24 protein-coding genes and 1 pseudogene are annotated in these 21,846 nt (G+C 65.8%); 6 read left to right on the top strand and 19 right to left on the bottom strand.

The window, feature by feature from the left end:
• Positions 1 to 102: 102 nt before the first annotated feature.
• Together AB0C34_RS03510 and AB0C34_RS03505 are read right to left on the bottom strand one after the other, a co-directional pair.
• On the bottom strand, positions 103 to 213 hold the full coding sequence (locus AB0C34_RS03510) for a hypothetical protein (protein WP_357067026.1): 111 nt from the start codon (positions 211 to 213) through the stop codon (positions 103 to 105).
• Entirely contained in the window at positions 203 to 664 is a 462-nt protein-coding gene (locus tag AB0C34_RS03505) for a hypothetical protein (protein ID WP_357068568.1), read from the bottom strand. Before AB0C34_RS03505 ends, AB0C34_RS03510 begins: the two co-directional genes overlap by 11 nt.
• Here AB0C34_RS03505 and AB0C34_RS03500 point away from each other — a divergent pair.
• A pseudogene (locus tag AB0C34_RS03500) lies at positions 632 to 850 on the top strand (IclR family transcriptional regulator C-terminal domain-containing protein); the annotation flags it as partial. The gene AB0C34_RS03505 and the pseudogene AB0C34_RS03500 overlap by 33 nt on opposite strands.
• Positions 851 to 1,094: 244 nt before the next feature.
• Here AB0C34_RS03500 and rlmN read toward each other — a convergent pair.
• Entirely contained in the window at positions 1,095 to 2,204 is a 1,110-nt protein-coding gene (rlmN, locus tag AB0C34_RS03495) for a 23S rRNA (adenine(2503)-C(2))-methyltransferase RlmN (protein ID WP_357067025.1), read from the bottom strand.
• A 124-nt stretch (positions 2,205 to 2,328) separates the two neighbouring features.
• On the opposite strand from rlmN, the gene AB0C34_RS03490 reads away from it, so the two are divergent.
• Entirely contained in the window at positions 2,329 to 2,673 is a 345-nt protein-coding gene (locus tag AB0C34_RS03490) for a lipopolysaccharide assembly protein LapA domain-containing protein (RefSeq protein WP_357067023.1), read from the top strand.
• A 468-nt stretch (positions 2,674 to 3,141) separates the two neighbouring features.
• Positions 3,142 to 4,551, top strand: coding sequence for a hypothetical protein (locus AB0C34_RS03485; protein WP_357067021.1), 1,410 nt, complete (start codon positions 3,142 to 3,144; stop codon positions 4,549 to 4,551).
• Between the two features lie 150 nt (positions 4,552 to 4,701).
• Here AB0C34_RS03485 and AB0C34_RS03480 read toward each other — a convergent pair whose 3' ends face one another.
• The 7 genes from AB0C34_RS03480 to rpsB form a co-directional block, all read right to left on the bottom strand.
• Complete coding sequence (locus AB0C34_RS03480; RefSeq protein WP_357068447.1) at positions 4,702 to 4,821, bottom strand: hypothetical protein; 120 nt, start codon at positions 4,819 to 4,821, stop codon at positions 4,702 to 4,704.
• Complete coding sequence (locus AB0C34_RS03475; RefSeq protein ID WP_357068445.1) at positions 4,806 to 4,955, bottom strand: putative PEP-binding protein; 150 nt, start codon at positions 4,953 to 4,955, stop codon at positions 4,806 to 4,808. Before AB0C34_RS03475 ends, AB0C34_RS03480 begins: the two co-directional genes overlap by 16 nt.
• 269 nt (positions 4,956 to 5,224) lie before the next feature.
• Positions 5,225 to 6,241 carry a phosphatidate cytidylyltransferase gene (locus tag AB0C34_RS03470; protein ID WP_357067019.1) on the bottom strand — a complete coding sequence of 339 codons (1,017 nt, stop codon included), beginning with the start codon at positions 6,239 to 6,241 and terminating at the stop codon, positions 5,225 to 5,227.
• A gap of 204 nt (positions 6,242 to 6,445) precedes the next feature.
• Positions 6,446 to 7,003, bottom strand: a complete 558-nt coding sequence (gene frr / locus AB0C34_RS03465) for a ribosome recycling factor (protein WP_357067017.1) — start codon at positions 7,001 to 7,003, stop codon at positions 6,446 to 6,448.
• 46 nt (positions 7,004 to 7,049) lie between these two features.
• Positions 7,050 to 7,778 (bottom strand): UMP kinase, encoded by a 729-nt coding sequence (pyrH, locus tag AB0C34_RS03460; protein ID WP_357067015.1) that lies wholly within the window; start codon positions 7,776 to 7,778, stop codon positions 7,050 to 7,052.
• Positions 7,779 to 7,970: 192 nt separating this feature from the next.
• Positions 7,971 to 8,795: a translation elongation factor Ts gene (gene tsf, locus AB0C34_RS03455; protein ID WP_357067014.1), complete on the bottom strand. Its 825-nt coding sequence runs from the start codon at positions 8,793 to 8,795 to the stop codon at positions 7,971 to 7,973.
• A 96-nt stretch (positions 8,796 to 8,891) separates the two neighbouring features.
• Positions 8,892 to 9,761 (bottom strand): 30S ribosomal protein S2, encoded by an 870-nt coding sequence (gene rpsB, locus AB0C34_RS03450; RefSeq protein ID WP_357067012.1) that lies wholly within the window; start codon positions 9,759 to 9,761, stop codon positions 8,892 to 8,894.
• A 651-nt stretch (positions 9,762 to 10,412) separates the two neighbouring features.
• Between rpsB and AB0C34_RS03445 the strand changes: the two genes are divergently transcribed.
• Together AB0C34_RS03445 and AB0C34_RS03440 are read left to right on the top strand one after the other, a co-directional pair.
• A complete protein-coding gene (locus AB0C34_RS03445) occupies positions 10,413 to 10,949 on the top strand; it encodes a M23 family metallopeptidase (protein WP_357067010.1) in 537 nt (178 codons plus the stop codon).
• Between the two features lie 295 nt (positions 10,950 to 11,244).
• Positions 11,245 to 11,754, top strand: coding sequence for a DUF1990 domain-containing protein (locus AB0C34_RS03440; protein WP_357067008.1), 510 nt, complete (start codon positions 11,245 to 11,247; stop codon positions 11,752 to 11,754).
• A 161-nt stretch (positions 11,755 to 11,915) separates the two neighbouring features.
• On the opposite strand, the gene AB0C34_RS03435 is transcribed toward AB0C34_RS03440, so the two are convergent.
• The 4 genes from AB0C34_RS03435 to AB0C34_RS03420 form a co-directional block, all read right to left on the bottom strand.
• Entirely contained in the window at positions 11,916 to 13,817 is a 1,902-nt protein-coding gene (locus tag AB0C34_RS03435; RefSeq protein ID WP_357067006.1) for an alkyl sulfatase dimerization domain-containing protein, read from the bottom strand.
• A gap of 40 nt (positions 13,818 to 13,857) precedes the next feature.
• Entirely contained in the window at positions 13,858 to 14,166 is a 309-nt protein-coding gene (locus tag AB0C34_RS03430) for a DUF202 domain-containing protein (RefSeq protein ID WP_357067004.1), read from the bottom strand.
• Entirely contained in the window at positions 14,163 to 14,528 is a 366-nt protein-coding gene (locus AB0C34_RS03425; RefSeq protein ID WP_357067002.1) for a DUF202 domain-containing protein, read from the bottom strand. Before AB0C34_RS03425 ends, AB0C34_RS03430 begins: the two co-directional genes overlap by 4 nt.
• Positions 14,529 to 15,033: 505 nt before the next feature.
• Positions 15,034 to 15,747, bottom strand: coding sequence for a TetR/AcrR family transcriptional regulator (locus tag AB0C34_RS03420; RefSeq protein WP_357067000.1), 714 nt, complete (start codon positions 15,745 to 15,747; stop codon positions 15,034 to 15,036).
• Positions 15,748 to 15,801: 54 nt separating this feature from the next.
• Between AB0C34_RS03420 and AB0C34_RS03415 the strand changes: the two genes are divergently transcribed.
• Positions 15,802 to 17,265, top strand: coding sequence for an MFS transporter (locus AB0C34_RS03415; protein ID WP_357066998.1), 1,464 nt, complete (start codon positions 15,802 to 15,804; stop codon positions 17,263 to 17,265).
• Positions 17,266 to 17,378: 113 nt separating this feature from the next.
• Here AB0C34_RS03415 and AB0C34_RS03410 read toward each other — a convergent pair whose 3' ends face one another.
• From AB0C34_RS03410 to AB0C34_RS03390, 5 genes are all read right to left on the bottom strand, one after another.
• The gene (locus AB0C34_RS03410) at positions 17,379 to 18,302 is read right to left on the bottom strand and encodes a tyrosine recombinase XerC (protein ID WP_357066996.1); all 924 of its coding nucleotides are present in this window, start codon (positions 18,300 to 18,302) and stop codon (positions 17,379 to 17,381) included.
• Between the two features lie 52 nt (positions 18,303 to 18,354).
• Positions 18,355 to 19,473: a DNA-processing protein DprA gene (dprA, locus tag AB0C34_RS03405; RefSeq protein ID WP_357068443.1), complete on the bottom strand. Its 1,119-nt coding sequence runs from the start codon at positions 19,471 to 19,473 to the stop codon at positions 18,355 to 18,357.
• Positions 19,474 to 19,571: 98 nt separating this feature from the next.
• Positions 19,572 to 21,080 carry a YifB family Mg chelatase-like AAA ATPase gene (locus AB0C34_RS03400; protein ID WP_357066994.1) on the bottom strand — a complete coding sequence of 503 codons (1,509 nt, stop codon included), beginning with the start codon at positions 21,078 to 21,080 and terminating at the stop codon, positions 19,572 to 19,574.
• Positions 21,081 to 21,437 carry a YraN family protein gene (locus tag AB0C34_RS03395; protein WP_357066992.1) on the bottom strand — a complete coding sequence of 119 codons (357 nt, stop codon included), beginning with the start codon at positions 21,435 to 21,437 and terminating at the stop codon, positions 21,081 to 21,083.
• 96 nt (positions 21,438 to 21,533) lie between these two features.
• Positions 21,534 to 21,839 (bottom strand): DUF2469 domain-containing protein, encoded by a 306-nt coding sequence (locus AB0C34_RS03390; protein WP_011210678.1) that lies wholly within the window; start codon positions 21,837 to 21,839, stop codon positions 21,534 to 21,536.
• Between the last annotated feature and the right edge of the window lie 7 nt (positions 21,840 to 21,846).

Raw genomic sequence — 21,846 nt, 5'->3', positions numbered from 1 at the left:
ATGAACGCCCGCCGGCAGCGACATTCTGGGGATATGCCGCAACCCCGAACCCCACCTCGCTCGCCCGATCACCCAACACACCGACGATGGCGAGCGATCCGATCACGGCACCGGCCAATGCGACGCGAAATATGCGGGGATTCGCCGCCAGGGGAACCGACCGGAGGCAGCGAGCTCGAGTGCCACCACCGGGTTGATGTGATTACCTGACACATGCCCGAAGGTGTAGGCGGTTCGCGACACCCACCGTGCCGAAGGCCAGCGAGATGATGCCCAGATCAGCCATCGTCAGCGGCGCGCTGCCGATGACGATGACCGTCGCGGGCACCGACCCGGCGCCGATTGATCCGAGGAATGCCGTGCCGATCACTTCCGCCGCCAGCCGTTGCGGCGTGCGCAATCCGTCCATGAGGTGGTGGTGCAGGAACACGGCGGAGGTCGATACCGGCTCGGACCGGCGGTACTGCGCCTCGTCAACGTCTATCTGGATACGCTGGACCTGCGTGCCCGATCCCTCACCTGGGTGCACGAACTCGCCGGGCAGACCGGCCTCGCGGTCGGAGTCGGCGTCCTCTTCGGCGACCAGGTCGTGATCATCCACCACGAACCACGCCCCGACGGCAGCAGGCAGATGCCGGAGGTCGGCCTCGAAATCCCCTCGCACGCAAGCGCCTTGGGTAAGGCGATACTCGCCTTTCTACCCTGGACGCACACCGGTCCGCTACGCAGCATGACCGGCGAAACCATCACCTCTGTCGAGGCGATCGGCGAACACCTGCGGACGGTCGCGTCGTCGGGGATCGCCCACGAGCGGGACGAAGCGGTACTCGGCGAATCCTGTATCGCCGGAGCAATCTTCGACCGCGATGGTGGCGTGAACGGCGCAGTCGGTTTCGTATTCCCCACGGCCGATTGGCCGCCACCGACAACATCATCGACGCGGTTCGTACCACCGCGCGCACCATCCCCCGGGAATTCGGCTCCCCGCAGTCGCCCGCACGCCCCGAGCCCTCGTAGTCGACGTTCTTCCCACCAAGCCGACTGTCACACCCGGTACAGACCTGACGCGGACACCGGCCTCGAACCTCGTGGAATCAGCCTTCGGCCGCCAGTTGACCACAGGCGGCAGCGATTTCCTGGCCGCGGGTATCGCGCACAGTGCACGGAACACCTTGGGCATTCACGCGCCGAACGAATTCCTGCTCAACCGGTTTCGGGCTCGCGTCCCACTTACTGCCCGGCGTCGGGTTCAACGGGATCACGTTGACATGGACGCGGGAGCCGAGGTCCTTGTGCAGTTTCCGACCGAGCAGGTCGGCGCGCCACGGCTGGTCGTTGATGTCGCGAATAAGGGCATACTCGATGGAGACGCGGCGGCCGCTCTTATCGGCGTAGTAGCGGGCGGCGTCGAGGACCTCGGCAACCGGCCAGCGGTTGTTCACCGGAACAAGGGTGTCGCGCAATTCGTCATCCGGGGTGTGCAGGGATACCGCGAGAGTCACCGAGAGATTCTCGTCGGCCAGCTTGCGGATAGCAGGTGCCAGGCCGACGGTCGAAACGACCACGTTGCGCTGGGAGATCCCGAGACCGTCCGGCGCGGGTTCGGTGATCCGGCGGACCGCCGCGACCACCCGCTTATAGTTGGCCAGCGGCTCACCCATGCCCATGAACACGATGTTGGACAGTCGGCCGGGGCCGCCCGCCACTTCGCCGTCGCGCAGCGCGGCCGCCGCGGCACGCACCTGGTCGACGATCTCGGCAGTGGACAGGTTGCGGTTCAGCCCACCCTGTCCAGTCGCACAGAACGGACAGGCCATGCCACAGCCCGCCTGACTGGAGATACACAGCGTCGCACGGTCCGGGTAGCGCATGAGCACGCTTTCCAGCAGCGTGCCATCACCTGCGCGCCACAACGTCTTGCGCGTCTCGCCGCGGTCGCATGCCACGTGTTTGACCACGTCCAACAGCGGCGGGAACAGCGCCGCGGCGATTTTCTCGCGCACGGCGGCGGGCAGATCCGTCATCTGCTCCGGGTCGGCCTGCCACCGCGCGTAATACTGCCGGGCGATCTGATCGGCGCGGAACTTCGGCAGACCCAACTCTTCGACGGCCGCCCGCCTGCCCTCGGCATCGAGGTCGGCGAGATGCCGCGGCGGCATGCCACGGCGCGGAGCATCGAACACGAGGGGCAGGGAGACAGCCATAATCGCTTCATTCTTCCATCCCCGCGAACCACTCGCGCACGCGCCCGCGTCCGTGCGACCGGACCTGCCCGGCTCATTGCGGGAAATGTGTGCGGGCGCGATAGCCGTCGACGATGATCGACCCATGTCCACCTTTGGTGAAAACATGCCGGAGCCGGCCCCGGAGCGGTCCCACGACCAGCCCGGCACACCGCCGGTCACTCCGTCAGCATCCTCGGCCCCGAAGTCGCTGTCCTCACGGACCGGTTACACCTGGACCGGCCTGATCGCGGGCGCATTGATCCTGGTGATCTTGCTGATCTTCATCCTGCAGAACCTGGCGACGGTCGAGGTGAGCCTGTTCTTCTGGCATTTCTCGCTCCCGCTCGGCGTCGCGGTGCTGCTCTCGGTGATCGGCGGAGCGCTGGTGATGGCCTCGGTCGGTGGCGTGCGCATCCTGCAGTTGCGTCGCGTCGCCAAGAAAGGCTGAATCGGTTCGGTTCATTCGGTTCAGCAGAGTGCCCATGTCCTTGATCCCGATTCCGACTTGATCTGCGTTCGATGAGGTCGCCACAGGTGGCCACGAGAACGAGGCCGACGCCGATCATCGAATTGACGTCCACAGGCAAACCAGCCTCCGCACTCGGACCCGAACGACGACACCAGGATTCGTCGCTCTCGTCCTAGACAACCAGCGGACCCTACCTCGAGAAAGCCCCTCCAACAGCAACATACACAACACGCACAGTTGTATCGCGCCCCCACTTGCACTGACCCACCACCGAAGTGAGCCAGAGCACTTAAGATTCACAGTCCCCGCTGCTGGGAGCGTTGCGACCGTCGATGCCGGTCGCAAAGGTGAGACCGAATAGCGCTTTTTCTCACATGCCAAGCCCGGTCACACCCGATGAAGGGGAGTATGACGCGTGTCCGACAAAGAGCGCCGGGGTGACTCGGCATGAGAGATTTGTGGTTGGTTCGGCTACTCACCCAGGTCGCTCATACGCTCGACGAATTGTTCCATCGTACAGGTGATAGCTACAAGAAGATCGTCAACGATACTTCCGGGAAGGTCGTCGGAACTGTTCGACACGATCTGGAAGCGGACGAGCGGAGCAGCGAAGGGGTTCGTCACTCGATGGTGAAGAATGCCGAGGGCGGCGGTGAGCACGTTCTGCGCACGAACCGCGACGAGGCTCCTCCCGAACCCGGGACGGCGGCGGATCGCACGCACGCGGCGGCTCGAGGCCACCTGGACCAGATCGGTGTCACTGGCGCACAGTTGCGCGCGCTGGCACTGACCGACAACGCCACGCGTCGCCTGGGTGATGCACTCAGGGAAAAGGGTACCAAGTCGGACAAGGCGTTCAAGAAATCGATCACAGTACGCGACAACATGCGAAATGCCATTCTGTTCGGCGATTGGGACGCGGTCGGGAAAATCATCTCGAAAAACAATATGTCCGGAGAAGAAACCGACGATCTGCTGAATTCCCTGGGTGCCGAAGTGCCGTTGCGCAGAATCATCAAAAAACCCACCTACGACGGCGATTTCTTACATTCACTGCCCAGCTCCCTTCGTCGTACCGGGTCGCCACCGCGAAGCGCCACCTACGTGATCCCAGAGCTCAAGACGAGGGTCGATATCGATATGGAAAGAAATACAGTCCAGTTCACTGTGAATCCATATTCTGAGAGACCGGGGTGGGGACGCTGGGAACAGTCGGTGACTTTGCCAATGCAAGAACAGGCCTTCACCTGGGTATCTTCTTCCGATATCTACGGCACACGAAAGGAAGCCTTCCTCAGCCAGCTCGATGTGTTCGGCGCGCTGGCTGAACGCGGCAGTACCGTGTACACACACGTGACGGGAGAGCTGAATCTTCCTGGAATATTGACCAGCGAATCGTGGGGAAACACACCATTTCGGGGACCGTCCGGCCTCCGCGGGTTGAATGTCGAGCGAGCGTCCCTGGGAAACCCTGAAGATTATGCCGCGGCGATACGAACCGCGGCCAGCGGAGACTCGATCAAAGGCCCGATCAAAAACGTCAGGGGTGCAGAGTCGTTCGTATCCTCGCACTACGTCACTCCGGGCGAGTCCAGTCCGATCGTTCTATTCGACGAATCTGTGACAAACCTCCGTCACACCATACCCAATCCGGGTGGTATTGGAATCGTCGGCGGAACCAGTTTCGATGACCCGAGTCTGATCGGGATATGGGTTCCGCCGACGTTCCGGGAAAACCTGCTGCACTGGATATCACAGTGGCCGGAAGACGAGATTACGCAGGTTTTCCGGGGCAAGCCACATGAGTCGATCCTCATCTCCTCCGCCGAGCACCTATCCGAGCGTCCGCGCGGCTGACAGCAACTGCTGTAACCACAGACCGTCGTTCGGGGCCCCACGCGACTACAGCCAGGCATGAGCGTCTGGAGCCGCCACGCGAACCTCGGCGGCGGGCGCACCAAGTCGGCGCACGGGCGGCAGCCCTCCGGCAGTCGGCCAGGTCCAGGTTCAGGTTCCGGACGGTCGCCTTGACCAACGGGATTCCCGTGGGGTGACGCTGAGTTCGGTGACACCCAGGCCGAGCAGCAGTGGCGCGGCGACCGGATCAGTGGCTATCTCATCGCACACCGCGACACGGGTAGTGCCCGCGTCGCGGCAGACCAGGCGCAACACGCCGGGTCGAGTGGATCAACGAGTCGGGCAACGGCGTTGTTGCCCCGTTCGGTCGCGAGGGCGTACCGGGTGAGGTCGGTGTTACCGATGCTCGAGAAGTCTACGTGGTCGGCGAATAGTGCCGCTTCCGCGGCGGTTGCGGGACCTCCACCATGATCCCCACCTCCGACGAGGTGTCCGATGCGATGACTTCGTCCAGGATGCGCCGGGCAGCACGCAGCTCGTCCTCCCGCTCGGCGTCGCGGTGCTGCTCTCGGTGATCAGCGAAGCGCGCTGGTGATGGCCTCGGTCGGCGACGTACACATCTACAGCTGCGCCGCGTCGCCAAGAAAGGCTGAATCGGTTCGGATCAGTCGGCTCAGATCAGAATGGACAACACCAGCCAGGAGACGAACGCCGACGGGAGCATGGAGTCGAGGCGGTCCATGATCCCACCGTGGCCCGGCAGCAGAGTACCCATGTCCTTGATGCCGAGTTCGCGCTTGATCTGCGACTCGATGAGATCGCCGCAGGTGGCCACGAGAACGAGGCCGACGCCCAGGACGACGCCGATCATCGAATTGGCGTCCAGCAGCAGCGTCACCGTGAGCAGACCGCCGATCACGCTGAAAACCAGCGACCCGCAGAATCCCTCCCACGACTTCTTCGGGCTGATCGAGGGCGCCATCGGATGCTTACCGAACAGCACACCGGCCACATAGCCGCCCACGTCGGAGCAGACCACCAGGATCATGAAAGTCAGCACCCGCAAGTTGCCGTTCGGTTCGAGCAGCAGCAGCGTCGCGAATGAGGCGAGCAGCGGGATCCAGGCCAGCGTGAAAACGGTAATTGCCGTGTCACGCAAGAAGTTTCGCGGTGCGGTGCGCAAACCGTGGTCGAACAGACGCCACACCATGCAGATCAGCGTGGTGGCGGCGAAGGCGCCGACGACACCGCTGGCGCCGTACGGCCAACCGAGCCAGACCACCGCCTGACCGCCAAGGATGAGCGGAATTCGCGGGACGAGCACGTCGGCCTCGCGTAGTCGCTTCGCGACCTCCCAGGTCGCCACGCCGACACTGGCCGCGGCGACACCGATGAACACATTCGGCACGAACAACAGGATTGCGATCAGCGACAGCCCGAGACCGAAACCCACGGCCAACGCGGCAGGAAGATCGCGGCCCGCACGCGAACCACTCGGTGCGGGAACAGGCTGATCGGGGTCCGCGGCGTCGGTCTCGGCCGCCGCGGCGGCTAACGGCTCGCAACCGGGACTGCCAGAAGCATCGCTCGCGTGCTCCTGCCGCGCATCGGCTGTACCGTTCACCGGCGTCGGCTCCTCGGCCGCACCGGTCGCGGCGGCGTTCTCGGCCACGATTGTCCCGTCGCTCAACTCGTCGTTCCGTTCGTACCCCGCCCGGGCGGGCCCTCGGCTGTGCTCTCTCGGCGGCATTCGCGGGCACCCTTCGTGGTAACGCAAGCTACCGCCTCCGGGCGCTACGCTCACGCCGCTGTGCTCTCTCGACGGCATTCACGGCACCCTTCGAGGTAACGCAAGCTACCGCCTCCGGGCGCTACGCTCACGCCGCGTGCCGCGTCAGACCTCGAGCAGTTCGTTTTCCTTGTGCTTGACCAGTTCGTCGATCTGGCCGACATACTTGCCGGTGGTCTTGTCGAGCTCCTTCTCGGCGCGCCCGACTTCGTCCTCACCTGCCTCGCCATCCTTCTGGATCCGCGACAGTTCGTCCATCGTCTTGCGGCGGACGTTGCGGATCGCGACCTTGGCGTCCTCGCCCTTACCTTTGGCCTGCTTGGCCAACTCGCGACGGCGCTCTTCGGTGAGTTGCGGCACCGAGATCCGAATGATGTCACCGTTGTTGGTGGGGTTGACCCCGAGATCCGAATTACGGATCGCGGTCTCGATCTGGCCTAGCTGGGCCTGCTCGTACGGCTTGATCACGACCATGCGCGGTTCCGGCACCGTAATGCTGGATATCTGGGTGATCGGCGTCGGCGATCCGTAGTAGTCGATGACGATCCGAGAGAACATGCCCGGATTCGCCCGACCGGTGCGAATGGTTCCGAGATCGTCCTTCGCCACCGAGACGGCTTTCTCCATCTTCTCTTCGGCGTCGAAGAGCGCTTCTTCAATCACGACCGTTTCCTCCACAGCGTCGTCATCCGCGGTCAGCGGGGGTGTGTCAGGACCGAACCAACGTGCCGATCTTCTCACCGGCGACCGCGCGGGCGATATTGCCCTTGGTCAACAAATTGAACACCAGAATCGGCATCTGGTTGTCCATACACAGGCTGAAGGCGGTCGCGTCCGCGACCTTGAGGTCGCGCTCGATGACCTCCTTGTGGGTGATCTCGGAGTACATGGTCGCGGTCTCATCGACTCGTGGGTCGGCGGTGAACACCCCGTCCACTGCTTTTGCCATCAGGACCACCTCCGCACCGATCTCCAGGGCGCGCTGCGCGGCGGTGGTGTCGGTGGAGAAGTAGGGCATGCCCATGCCCGCACCGAAAATGACCACGCGCCCCTTCTCCAGGTGCCGCTTGGCGCGCAGCGGTAGATAGGGCTCGGCGACCTGCCCCATGGTGATCGCGGTCTGCACCCGGGTGTCGATGCCCTGTTTTTGCAGGAAGTCTTGCAGTGCAAGGCTGTTCATCACGGTTCCGAGCATGCCCATGTAGTCCGAGCGAGCGCGCTCCATGCCACGCTCCTCGAGTTCGGCCCCGCGGAAGAAGTTCCCACCACCGATCACGACGGCCACCTGGACTCCGGTGGCGACCACCTCGGCGATCTGTTCGGCGACCGTCTGCACGACGTCCGGGTCGAGCCCGACCGTACCGCCACCGAACATCTCCCCACCCAGTTTGAGAAGCACCCGGCGATATCCTGGGCGATCGGTCCCCGGGTCCGTCATCGGTCTGAGTCTCCTTCAGCGGTGGAATGTCGTTCTTCCGGCGAGTGGTACTGCTCGCAGGCAGGTGTGGCATAGGTAACGCAGAGCGGCATCTATCCTGCCTTATTGGATTGGAGCCGCAGCAGAAGGCCCCCCGTCAACCGGCGTTCGTTCGGTCGACGGGGGGCCTGCACACTGCACGGTGCGGCGGTCTCAGTTCGCGCCGACCTCGAAGCGGGCGAAGCGGGTCACGGTGACGCCGGCCTCGTCCAACAGCGCCTTGACCGTCTTCTTCGAATCGGTGACCGACGACTGCTCCAGCAGCACGACGTCCTTGAAGAAGCCGTTGACGCGGCCTTCGGTGATCTTGGGCAGCGCCGCCTCCGGCTTGCCCTCCTCGCGAGCGCTCTGTTCGGCGATACGGCGCTCGTTCTCCACGATATCGGCCGGAACCTCGTCGCGGGTCACATACTTGGCCTTGAGCGCGGCGACCTGCATGGCGGCGGCGCGAGCGGCCTCGGCCGCGGCGGCGCCCTCACCGGTGTACTCGACCAGCACACCGACGGCGGGCGGCAGATCCGACGCACGCTTGTGCAGGTAGGTGGCGACCGGGCCATCCAGCGAGATCACACGACGCAACTCGAGCTTCTCGCCGATCTTGGCCGCGAGAGCCTGGACCGCCGCGTCGACCGTCGTGCCACCCAGGTCCAGCGCCTTCAGCGCCTCCAGGTCGGCGGGCTTGGCCACCGCCGCCACCGCGACGACCTGCTCGGCCAACTGCTGGAACTCCGCGTTCTTCGCGACGAAGTCGGTCTCGGAGTTGATCTCGACCATGACGCCGTCCTTGGCGGCGACCAGGCCTTCGGCGGTGGTCCGCTCGGCACGTTTGCCGACGTCCTTCGCGCCCTTGATGCGCAACAGCTCTACGGCCTTGTCGAAATCGCCGTCGGTCTCGGCCAGCGCATTCTTACAATCCATCATGCCGGAGCCGGTCAGCTCCCGGAGCCGCTTCACATCGGCAGCGGTGTAGTTCGCCATCCTCGGCGAGCCTCCTTTGGAGAAGTGTGAGTACTGGGCAGCGGTGATCACGATCGCACTCGCTCGTGATCACCGCTGAAACAGCTGGTAAGAGCCTCAGGCCTCGGCCGGTGTTTCGGCAGCGGTCTCGGCGGGAGCGGTCTCGGCGGGAGCCGTCTCGGCGGGAGTTGCGGCGTCCGCGTCGGCAGCCGGGGCGGCCTGCGCGAGCAGCTCCTGCTCCCATTCCGCCAGCGGCTCGCCGGCGCCCGCTTCCGGCTTCGCGTCGCCCGTGGCCAGACCCGCGCGGGCCTGCACACCCTCGGCCACCGCGGAGGCGACGACCTTGGTCAGCAGGGCAGCGGAACGGATCGCGTCGTCGTTACCCGGGATCGGGTAATCGACCAGGTCGGGGTCGCAGTTGGTGTCCAGGATCGCGATGACCGGGATGTTCAGCTTGCGCGCCTCGCCGACGGCGATGTGCTCCTTGTTGGTGTCGACGACCCAGATGGCCGAGGGCACCTTCTGCATGTCGCGGATACCACCGAGGGTGCGCTCCAGCTTGTTCATCTCACGCGTCAGCATGAGGATTTCCTTCTTGGTGCGGCCCTCGAAACCACCGGTCTGCTCCATGGCCTCGAGTTCCTTGAGGCGCTGCAGGCGCTTGTGCACGGTGGAGAAGTTGGTGAGCATGCCACCCAGCCAGCGCTGGTTCACGTAGGGCATGCCGACCCGAGTCGCCTCGGCCGCGATCGATTCCTGGGCCTGCTTCTTGGTGCCGACGAAGAGAACGGTGCCACCGTGGGCGACGGTCTCCTTGACGAACTCGTAGGCCTTGTCGATGTAGGTCAGCGTCTGCTGCAGGTCGATGATGTAGATGCCGTTGCGGTCGGTGAAGATGAACCGCTTCATCTTCGGGTTCCAGCGCCGGGTCTGGTGTCCGAAGTGCGCGCCGCTGTCGAGCAGCTGCTTCATGGTTACGACAGCCATAGCTCCCGTATCTCGCTTTCGTTGCCGGTTGACGCAGCGAATCGGTGATCCGCTGCCCTGGCGCCGCCGAATCGTCGGACCCGACCGCAAGGGTAGGGACCAGCCGACGATTCCTCGTTCCGAACACGCTGCCGCGAACACGAGGTATATCGAGTTCGATTCGAACAGCGCCGTCACGAACAAGCACAGGTGGCGCGCGAAGTCGGTCTGTGCAGGCACAAACCGCTTCATCAGTCTACGGCGTGCGGACGCCTGGACTAAATCGGGCCGATCGGAGGGCTTTGACCAGGTGGAACAACGGATATCCACAGACGAGAAGCTTGTCCACATCACACCTATCGGGGTTCGGCCGACGCGTCGGCCGAACGAGAGTGGATCTGTGCGCTCACTGATGTCCACCACACTGACGCTGCTCATCCCCTTGTTGTTCGCCTTCGGCATCGTCGCGGCGCCACCGGTCGCCGCCAGGGACGAAATGACGCGAACGAAATGCGCGCCCAGGGCATCCGCGGGTGCTGCTCGCCAGCCATTACATGTCGATTTCCGCGCACCACTCCCGCCCCGCCGACAACCCCGCGCTGTGTCGCGGAGTCCGGATCCGTCGCTGCGTGCACGAACTCATCGGCGCCGGAACGCTGCGCGCGGGCCCGAATGACGTTCCCGACGAGCGTGCTGACAGGTCGACTTCTTCCGTACCTACTCGGGCTCGGCCTCATCGCGGTTATCACCGGGGAGCCGATCGCGACGGCGGCACCGCATGGACGGTTCGACTGGCCTCTACAACCGCGCCCCGCGGTTGTCCGTCGATTCGACAAGCCCGCACGGGACTGGCTACCGGGGCATCGCGGGGTCGATCTGACCGGAACCGAGCGGCAACCAGTCCTCGCTGCCGGCGACGGATTCATCGTCTTCGCGGGAGCGGTGGCCGACAAACCGGTCGTCTCCATCGATCACCCGGGTGGCCTGCGCACGACCTATGAACCGGTCCGCGCCGAGGTACCGGTCGGCAGGTGGGTCACGCGCGGGACCAGGATCGGAACGCTGGAGTCCGGCCATCCAGGATGCGCGGCAGCCTGCCTGCACTGGGGTGCGCGCACCCAGGGCGGTGGACGGCGCAAGCGCGAATATCTGGACCCGCTGGGACTTCTGCGCCGCACTCCCCTACGGCTGAAACCGGTAGCGCCGTGACGCGTGGCAGCGACATCGCCGTTGCGAGGATCCGGCTCGACGCTTCCGCGGCACGGCAGAACACGGCACAGCAGAACACGCCACCGAATTCGCGCGGCCGGCCCCTGCCGCGCAGGGCGGCCCCGCGCCACGGCCCGACCAGGGCACCGCTCCCACACCATGTTGTCGTCGTACGCACTCGCCGATTGCGCACGCGTAGGCCAGCAGCGAATATTCGCCGCCAGCGCACAGTTCGAGGGCGGGGATGCGGGCGGGCGGTCGCACTCTTCCTCAGTGCAGCAGCAAAGATCAGTGTATGGAGCAAACGCCCCCGTTCACCTACCCGGAGGTCGGCGCCACCCGAGGCGTACTACCAGAGGGATATCACCGGTTTCGACTCCGTCGCCCGATCGGACAGGGCCGTGCGCTGTTCGAGTACGCGGGCGCGGAGACCTTGGCCTACCGGATGCAAAAAGGCACCGGCATTTTTCGACACGCCGATACGCCGACCGCCGAGCCGGGTAGCGCCGTGACGGTGCGGCTAGGCGTGGGCCCGCTCGGAATCACGGCGCCCTGCCGGGTGGTGTACGTGCTCGACGAACCCGACCGACGCGGATTCGCCTACGGCACCCTGCCCGGTCATCCGGAGATCGGCGAGGAACTGTTCGCCGTCGAATACGACCCCGCCGACGACACGGTGTACGGGCTGGTCACCGCGTTCGCGCGCAATGCGGCCTGGTACGCACGACTCGGTGGACCCTTGGTCGAACTCCTCCAACGCTTCGTCGCGGGCAGGTACATCGCCGCTCTGCCGACCTCGGTCTGATCTCGGAAGCCGAGATCCACCACACGGCGGTCAGCTGCGCGGTCGGGGTGACCGAGCACCTGGTTATTCCACCGCGACCGAAAGCCACCGGTCGAACGGTTTTCCGCGATGATGACACCACTCGCGCCGTTCGACACACCGCCGAACTCCGGGAGGGGCTGTCACGGCGTGACGATGGCGAAATCCGGGTCCGGCGCGTCGAAAATGCCGACCAACTCGACCAGCGTGCTGACATCCCCCTCGGCGGCGATATCTCCTGCGGCGACGGCGACGCCGAAATCGTCGCCGGCCAGCAGGACGCGGATCAAGGTGGCCTTGGTGAGGGTGAATGCGGCATCGGGTTCGGGCAGCACCATGCCCTCGGCCACCTCGAAGTGGGTCAGGCGCCCGTTGCGGAGTTCGAGGCGGTGCGTGCGGTTCTCGTCGCGGAGGATCCAGTCCACCAGCACACGCTGGTCCCATGCCTTGGGTCCGTCGACGCGCAACGCCATGGCATCGAAGATCTGCTCGATGGTCAGTACGGCAAGCATGGTCGGTGAATCGGTCTTCGTCGGCGTGCCGAACAATCCGTAGCGCAATTCATAGGCGCCGCTGAGGTAGAAGTTGCGCCAGGTCGCGTTCTCGGCGCCATAGCCGAGCTGCTCGAAAGTGCTGGCCTGCAACTGCTTGGCCGCGATATTTCCGGGCTCGGCGAAGATCAGGTAGTTGAGCACCTGCGCCGCCCAGCGGTAATCACCCGCATCGTAGGAGACCTGCGCCTTGCGCAACACCTCATCCGCCCCACCCATGAATTCGACGTGCCGCCGTGCGGATTCGACCGGCGGATGCTCCCACAGGTGCGCCGGATTTCCGTCGAACCACCCCATGTAGCGCTGGTAGATGGCTTTCACGTTGTGACTGACCGAGCCGTAGTACCCCTGGGTGTGCCATGTGTTCGCGACGGCGGGCGGGAGCGTGAGCATTTCGGCGATCTCGGCGCCGACGTATCCCTGGTTCAGCAGCCGCAACGTTTGGTCGTTCAGGTAGCCGTACAGATCTCGTTGCAGCGCCAGGAATTCCACGAGTCGCTCGTTACCCCAGGTGGGCCAGTGGTGGGAAGCGAAGAGCACGTCGGACTCGCGGGCGAAAAGGTTGATCGCCTCGGTCAGGTATTTCGCCCACACGTGCGGGTCTCGTACCAGAGCGCCGCGCAGTGTGAGCAGATTGTGCAGGGTGTGGGTGGCGTTCTCCGCCATGCACAACGCACGATGGTCGGGGAAGTAGAAATTCATCTCCGCGGGTGCCTCGGTACCGGGCGTGAGTTGAAAGATCATCCGCACCCCGTCGACCGTCTCGGCCTGCCCGGTCGTGGTGATGTCGAGGGTGGGGGCGATCAACGTGACCGTACCGACCGACGTGGTCTGACCGAGCCCGGCGCCCACCGCACCGAGAGGCCCCCGCGGCAGCACCGCCCCATACATGTACCCCGCGCGGCGCGCCATCGCAGTGCCCGCATAGATGTTCTCGGCCACCGCGTGTTCCAGGAACCCCACCGGCGCCAGCACAGGGCATAAACCCTCGGCGACGTCAGCGGCGGTGGTCACCCCGGTGGCGCCGCCGAAATGATCGGCGTGCGAATGGGTGTAGACGAGGCCGGTCACCGGACGGTCGCCGCGATGCGCGCGGTAGAGCGCCAAACCGGCGGCCGCGGTCTCGGCCGAGATCAGTGGATCGATCACGACGACACCGGTTTCGCCCTCGACAAGCGTCATATTGGACAGGTCCAAGCCGCGGATCTGATAGATCCCTTCGGCGACTCGGAACAGTCCCTGTCCGACTACGAGCCCGGACTGCCGCCACAGACCGGGATGGACCGAAGCCGGGCACGGTTCACGCAGGAAGGCATAGGAGTCGTTGTCCCACAGCACCGTTCCGTCCGCGGAGGTGACCACCCCTGGCTCGAGCGCGGCGATGAACCCGCGCTCGGCATCGGCCAGATCGGCATCGTCGGCGAACGGCAGTGCGGCGGCCGCACGCTGCTGCGCCGCGATGATGAAGTCACTCGGCTCGCTCGCTGTGCTCATTGTCGCCCTTCCTGTCGTGTCGACCGACCTTGTTGTGCCGTCAGGGAAGTGGATCGGTGAGACCGATCGCGACAGCTACTACCGCGATCGCGAATACTGCCGTCGTTGTCGCGGCGACGATCGGACCACCGTGCCCATAACGGCCCGCCTGCAAACTTCGATTGCGTACGTAACATGTCCCGGCCAGCACCGCCGACGTGATCGCGGCGCACAACGGCGCGATCATGGCCGGTCGCCATCCGTTGACAGCGGCGTGGTCGAGAAACAGCACGCCGACGACCACCGCCGCCACGGCGGTTCGCCGCCACGCCAGCGCGGTGCGTTCGGCGGCCAGGCCAGGGCGGTTCATCGCAGCAGCACCGCAACGCAGGCCAGCAGCGACACCGCCGTGATCCCGGCGCACAGGATCGGCACCAGCACCGTGTCCGGCAGCGAACCGCCGCGCCGCATGGCCGCATCGACCTTGCGCCAGTGCGCGTAGGCGCCGACCGCGACAACCATCGCGAGCACCAGGCAACTCAGCGCGATCGCGCGCCGGAAACCAGACATCCGGAACGGCTGAACCAGGGTGTGCACCGCGACGCCACCGGCGAGCAGGCCCAACGAGGTTCGCATCCAGGCCAGAAAAGTGCGCTCGTTCGCGAGCGTGAAGCGGTAGTCGATCTCCTCCTCGCCGTCTGCTGACTCGGCGTCCGGATTCGGTAGTGTCACGCCGTCTCGACTCGGGCCGCGAGCCGGTTCGTCGACGCTCGAAGACGCCGTGGCCCCCGCGCCTCGGACGTGGGCCGCTCCGGCTGCACGAAGACCGCCGCAGGCACCTGAACTGCGGCAGGCAGCAAGACGGATTGGTAGCCAAGGAGAAGCTGGATCGTCCGCATAGTCGCGTTCAGCGGCAGCCGGGAACCGGACACACTCCGCATCCTTCTCGGCAATCGCGCTATCGAACCCAGGTCGCGACACTGATCTGCGACACAGCGTTGGTCGTCGAAGATCACGGGCACCTCTTCATCGCCGGTATGTTCCGAGTTTCTAGCAAACGATCCGCTATGTCAGCCTAACTGGGCGGACGGGGACCGTCCACGCACCTCACACGGCCGTAATCTGGCAGTGACGCTAGGTCGAACGTGGTGGCGACCACGGTCGCCACCACGAAGGTCATCGCGAGCCCCAAGAATCGACACGACCCAACCGGTGCGCGATGCGTCGACCAGGGCGGCTATCCGGATTCCGACATGTCGCGCAAACGAACCTGCAAACCGTCCATGACGCACAGCAGGCCGAAATCGAAGGCCAGCGCGCGCCCGACCTCCGGGTCGGTCGGCGCCGTAGCCCGATAGTCCGCGAGCAATTCGGGATAGTCCCCGGCGAGTTCGTCCATCACCCGCAGCATGCCATCGGCGTCGATCTCCTCGGCGTTGTACGCCTTCGCCCAGGCGATCTCCGGAATCACCTGGCCGAGCACGTAACACATCACCGTCGCGCTGGCCAGATAGATGTCCACCCCCCGGAAGCCCGCCTGGACAAACGCGCGACGCAGGCGATCGCTCAACCGCAGCGAGTTCGGCCCAACGCTGGGCAACTGCCCGACCAGGGACGCCATCCACGGATGGGCACGGATCGTCGCACGGAGGCTATAGGCGAAAGTGGTCAGCAGCTCGCGCCAGGACGCCTGTCCCGGCTCCGGAATCCGCACCATTCCCCAGAACTCGTCGAGTACCAGCTCGAGCAACTCCTCTTTGTTCGCGACATACCAGTACAGGCTGGTCGCGCCTGCGCCGAGTTTCGCGCCGAGTTTGCGCATACTCAGCGACTCCAATCCCTCGGCGTCGAGGATCTCGACGGCCGCGGCGATGATGTGCTCGCGGCGCAGCCCGGAGGCTTTGGGCTGGCGGGGTTGCTTGGTAAATACCGACGCGAACTGCTTGGTCACACCATAATCCTAGTGATACTCGCACACCGTTCCATTTTCTCGTACGCTGTGCGAGTGAAATCGAACGTTGTACGAGACCCACGCCGATGGTGGGTTCTAGGGGTCCTCTGTCTGTCTTTGCTGGTCCTGATGCTCGACGGCACCGTGCTGAATCTCGCGATCCCGTCGCTGATCCGGGAACTGGACGCCACCCCGTCGGATGTGCAGTGGATTCTGGACGCGTACGTACTGGTATTCGCGGGGCTACTGCTCACCGCAGGAAGTCTGTCCGACCGGTTCGGCAGACGCCGCATGCTGATCACCGGTCTGGCCGTGTTCGGAGTGTCGTCGCTGATGGCGGTGCTGGCGACCGAGCCGTGGCAGGTCGTCGCCGCCCGCGCCGCGATGGGTGTCGGTGGGTCGCTGCTGATGCCCTCGACGCTGTCGATCCTGATGACCACCTTCGCAGAGGACGAACGACGCACGGCGATGGCCGCGTGGTCGACCGTCTCGGTGGTAGGCATTGTCGCCGGACCGACGCTGGGTGGCTTTCTGCTCCAGCACTATTGGTGGGGTTCGGTGTTCCTGCTGAACATCCCGGTGGCGGCGCTCGCGATCGTGGCGGCCGTAGTACTGATGCCGGAGACCACCGGTGAGCAGCGGCCCGTCGATGTCGTCGGGGTCGGGCTGTCCATCGTGGCGCTGGGCGCGACGGTCTACGTGATCATCGAGCGAGAATGGAATATCGGCATGATCGTGCTGGCGATTGGTACTGCCATCACGTTCGTCGTGTGGGAACGCCGATCGGAGCATCCGATGCTGCCGTTGGCGGTGTTCCGCAACCGCGATTTCACCGGCACCTGCTTCACCCTGCTGCTGATGGTCTTCGGGATGGGCGCGATCATGTTGATGCTCACCCAGTATCTACAGTTCGTGCTCGGCTATGGGCCGATGAAGGCGGGCCTGGCGCTGCTGCCATACGCCGTCGCGGCGGCCGTCTGCAATGGGCTCGGCGCCACGCTCGGCAAGACGCTCAGCAACAAGGTGCTCATCGTTTCCGGTCTGTTCGTCATGGGCACGGCGTTCGCCCTCCTCGCCCTGGGCAGTGGATACCTCTGGGTCCTGGTCAGCATGCTGGTCATGGGCGTCGGCGGTGGCTTGGCCGGGCCGGCCGCGTATGCCGCCATCATGAGTGCCATCCCGCTCGAACACGCCGGTGTCGGCTCCGCGATGAACGACACGCTGCAGCAGGTCGGCATGGCGATCAGCATCGCGATCCTCGGCAGTGTGCTGGCCGGTGTCTTCACCTCGAACATGCCCGCGGACGCACCCGACGCGGCCCGCGAATCCATCGGGGCGGCCTTCCGACTCGGCTATGCCGAAGCCGCCGAGGACGCGTTCACCGCCGCGATGTCCACCGGAGCATGGATCAGCGCTGGTTTCAGCATCGCGGCTGCCCTGCTCGGCGTGGCGCTGTTGCGTAGCCGTAGTCCCGAACCGACCGAACAGCCGGATACCGCCGTGGTCACGAACGGGTGAGCCGAGGCCTCAGGCGGACCAGGGCGGCCGGAACCAACCGCGTGCGCGACCAAGCAGCCGCCACGGAGACACAAGCGTTCTCGTGATAAGCCGCGCACAGGGGTCCGCCGCACTCAGGCGCGGGGATGGGCCTGGTCGTGCACTTTCTTGAGGCGATCGATGGAGACGTGGGTGTAGAGCTGGGTGGTGGCCATGCTGGCATGGCCGAGGAGTTCCTGGACCACTCGCAGGTCGGCGCCACCCTCGAGTAAGTGGGTCGCCGCGGTGTGGCGCAAACCGTGCGGGCCCATCGCGGGGGCGCCGGGAATCGCCGCGACCACCTCGTGCACCACGGTTCTGGCCTGGCGTTGATCGAGGCGCTTGCCGCGGCGGCCGAGTAGCAGCGCGCGGCCGGACTCGGCCATGGCGAAGGCGGGGCGCCCGTACTGCAGCCAGTTTCCGACAGCCTCGTCAGCAGGGAGGCCGAACGGCGCGGATCGCTCCTTATTGCCCTTGCCTAGCACGCGAACCACGCGCCGCTCGCGGTCGACGTCATCGACGTCCAGCCCGCACAGTTCGCTGACCCGGATGCCGGTGGAATACAACAGCTCGACGATCAACCGATCCCGCAATGCCATCGGATCATGCTGGGCTGCACCGGATTTCGCCGCGTCCATCGCGTCGATCGCCTGCTGTCGGCCCAGCACGGCAGGGAGGATGCGATGGGCTTTCGGCGAGCCCAGTCGCAGGCCCGGATCGATGGACAACCGCCCGGTCGCGGTGAGCCACGCGGTGAATGTGCGCGCCGAGGAGGCCCGCCGCGCCATCGTTGTCCGTGCCGAGCCCGCCGCCGCTTGCCGTGCCAGCCACGACCGCAGCAACGACAGATCCAGCTCACGAATCGCCGAATCCGTCGACCACGCATACAAATGCCCCAACAGCGACCGCGCATCCCCTAGGTACGCCCGCGCTGTGTGCTTCGACCGATTCCGCCCGAGCTGCAAATGCCTGCCGTATTCCACCAGCAGCGCTTCCAGATCCTCTGGCAATTCCTCCATCCCCCCACCGTCCCGGTGACCGTCCCGCTTGGCAAGCCACCGCACCGAGCCATCAGTTCCGGCGCGTCGTTCGGCGCCAGCCGCTGTTGTCGGCCGCCACCAGACCCGCCAGTTCGAGGGCGGGAAGGGCGGCGCGGACTGCGGCGAGGGGCAACGCGCAGTGCTGGGCGAGCTCGAGCGGCACCCGGGAGCCAACCTTGGGAAGTGCGGCGAAGACCAGGGCCGCCTCGCCGGTCAGCTGATCTTCCGGGTTGTCGTGCGCGCCAGCGGCACCGGGGAACGGCAATCGCAGCGGACCCGCTTCATCGACGACCTCCTCGGCGCGGGTGACCAGGAGCGCCTCGCCGTCGCGGATCATGCGGTGGCAGCCCACGGATGCGGCCGAGGTGACCGGGCCGGGAACCGCCAGGGCCGGACGGCTGAGGCGGCGCGCCCATTTTACGGTGTTGCGGGCACCACTGCGTAGGCCCGCCTCGACGACGAGCACGCCGTCGGCAAGAGCGGCGATCAGGCGGTTTCGAGCCAGGAATTGATGCTTGTGCGCGGCGACTCCAGGCGGATATTCGCTGACCACCAGGCCGGATTCAGCGATATCGGACAGCAGCCGGTCGTGCTGGGCCGGGTAGGGCCGGTCGATACCGCAGGCCAGTACGGCGATCGTCGAGCCATCGACCGCGAGCGCCGCCCGATGCGCCATGCTGTCGATCCCGAAAGCCGCGCCGGACACGATGGTCCACCCTTGCGCAGCAAGATCACCCGCGATCTCCGCCGTCACCTGGTCGCCGTATCCGGTGCTGCACCGCGCACCCACCACCGCCAGAGCGCGTTCACTGGATTCCACCAGCGTGCGTGGCCCGCGTGCCCACAGCACCAGCGGCACCGCCCCGTCCCGGTCCCGGCCCGGTTCCAGTTGCTCGAGGCCCAGCATGCGCCACGCCGGCCACTCCGGGTCGTCCGGCGTCACCACCCGGCCACCAAGACGGTGGATCGACTCCAGATCCCGTGCCGCGAGGTCGATCTCACGCCGCCGCGCGGTCGGCGCCCGCAACAATTCGGGCAGCGCGCATTCCCGTACGGCGCGCGCGGCCTCGACCACCCCGACCGACTCGATCAACGCCGACAGCGGTGCGCACGGCCCTTGCACCACCCGCGACAGATACACCCATGCCAGCCGCCGCGCATCTGCGTCGGAGCCCGGACGGCTGCCCGGTTGATCCCGGCCGGCCGCCGTGTCACCCGACCCGTCTTTCCCCTGCGGCAACACTGCGCTCACCGCACCCCTCGCTGCCGGAAATTCAACGCCGCCAGCACATCCTGCACTGTGGGAAGCTCACCGCCGCGCAAGTCGCAGATGGTCCACGCGACTCGGATCGCGCGATCGGCGCCGCGAGCGGACATGCGACCCGACCGCAGGGCATCCTCGACGGGAGCGAGCGATTCCCGCGGCAGCCGGAATTGCTGACGCAGGATATGGCCGGGCACTTCAGCATTGGTGACCCATTGGTATTCGTACCAGCGCTCGCTCGCAGCGCGGCGGGCGACTGCGACGCGATCGCGCACCACCTTGCTGCTCTCGGCCAGGTCAGTGCTGAACGCGGCACCGACCTGCCCGTGCATCTGGACCCGGATATCGATCCGATCCATCAGCGGACCGGACAGTTTGCCGAGATAGCGGCGGCGAACGAGCGGCGCACAGACGCAGTCGACGTCGCGGGCCGGCGCACACGGGCATGGATTAGCGGCGAGGACGAGCTGGAATCGCGCCGGATACCGCGCCACACCATCACGACGGGCGATCCGTACCTCGCCTTCCTCCAACGGTGTTCGCATCGCCTCCAACACTTTCGTACCGATCTCGGCACATTCGTCGAGGAACAGCACGCCCCGGTGGGCCCGGCTCACCGCACCTGGGCGTGCGGTCCCCGATCCACCGCCGATCATCGCGGTCACCGACGTCGAGTGGTGCGGGGCGACGAACGGTGGCACGGTGATCAGCGGGTGCTCGCCGGAAAGCATTCCCGCCATCGAATGGATGGCCGTCACCTCCAGCGCCTCGGGCTCCGTGAGCGGCGGCAGCAGGCCGGGAAGACGTTGCGCCAGCATGGTTTTCCCGATGCCGGGCGGACCTGTCAACAGCAGGTGGTGTCCGCCCGCCGCAGCTACCTCCAGCGCCCAGCGCGCTTCGTCCTGTCCCACCACGTCGCAGAGATCGCCGCCATGGTGAACGATGTCGGGCGGGGGGCCGTCCGGTTCGGCGAGCGCCGCTTCGCCGCGCAGCCAGGCCACCACCGCGCGCAGACTGCTCGCCCCCAGGACCGCGATGCCGTCGACCAGTCCGGCCTCGGCCAGGGCCGCCTCCGGTACCACGACAGCCGACCAGCCGGCCCGTCGCGCCGCGATCACGGCGGGCAGGATCCCGCGGACCCGCCGCACTCGCCCATCCAGCGCGAGTTCCCCGAGCAGCACCGTCGTCGCAGACCGCTCGGAGGGAACGGCGCCGGACGCGTCGAGCACGGCGACCGCCAGGGCCAGGTCGTACACGCTTCCGAGCTTCGGCAAGGTCGCGGGAGACAGCGCGAGGATCACCCGGCCATCGGGCCATTTCTCTCCCGAGTTCGCCACCGCGGACCGGACCCGGTCGCGAGATTCCTGGAGGGCGGTGTCCGGCAATCCCACCAAGTGCACGGAGGGCAGCCCCTGCCCGATATCGGCCTCGATCTCGACCAGTACGCCGTCGACACCGGTCACCGCGACCGAATGCGCACGACCGAGCGCCATTCAGAACACCGCCTCGAGGTGGTCGATGACGGGCTGCTGCCCGCGCGCCACCAGCACCGACACCACGTCGAATCGGATGCGCCGCCAAGGACCGTCCTGCTCGGCCAGCCAGAGCAGAGCGAGCCTTCGGATGCGCTGTTGCTTGGTGAAGGTGACCGACTCGGCCGGAATCCCGTAACCGAGCCCCGAACGGGTCTTGACCTCTACGAACGCGGTCACATCCCGATCGCGTGCGATCAGATCGAGCTCGCCGTAGCGGCACCGCCAATTCCTGGCGACGATCTCCATCCCCGCGGCGCACAGAAACTCCGCCGCCAGTTCTTCCCCATGCGCGCCGAGCGCCTGTCTATCCGTCACTCCGCCAGACTGCGCCGGGACGAAATCAAGTCAGCGAAGTCCACGTGGGAGAACACAAAACCTGTTGATAGCCGGCAGGCTGTGCAGAACTACCGCTCACTCCGGCAGCCGCAGGTCCGGCTTCTCCAATTCCTCGATGTTGACGTCTTTGAAGGTGATGACTCGGACGTGCTTGACGAAGCGGGCCGGACGATACATGTCCCACACCCACGCATCGCTCATCCGCACCTCGAAGTACACCTCGCCGTCCGCGTTCTGCGGCCGTAGCTCTACGGAATTGGCCAGGTAGAAACGGCGCTCGGTCTCCACCACGTACGAAAACTGACCGACGATGTCCTTGTACTCGCGATACAGCGACAGTTCCATCTCGGTTTCGTACTTCTCGAGGTCCTCGGCACTCATCGGGTGG

The organism is Nocardia sp. NPDC049220, assembly GCF_040647855.1.
Classification (GTDB): domain Bacteria; phylum Actinomycetota; class Actinomycetes; order Mycobacteriales; family Mycobacteriaceae; genus Nocardia.
Note: the sequence above shows the minus strand (reverse complement) of the source record. Positions and strands in the feature narration are given on the sequence as shown.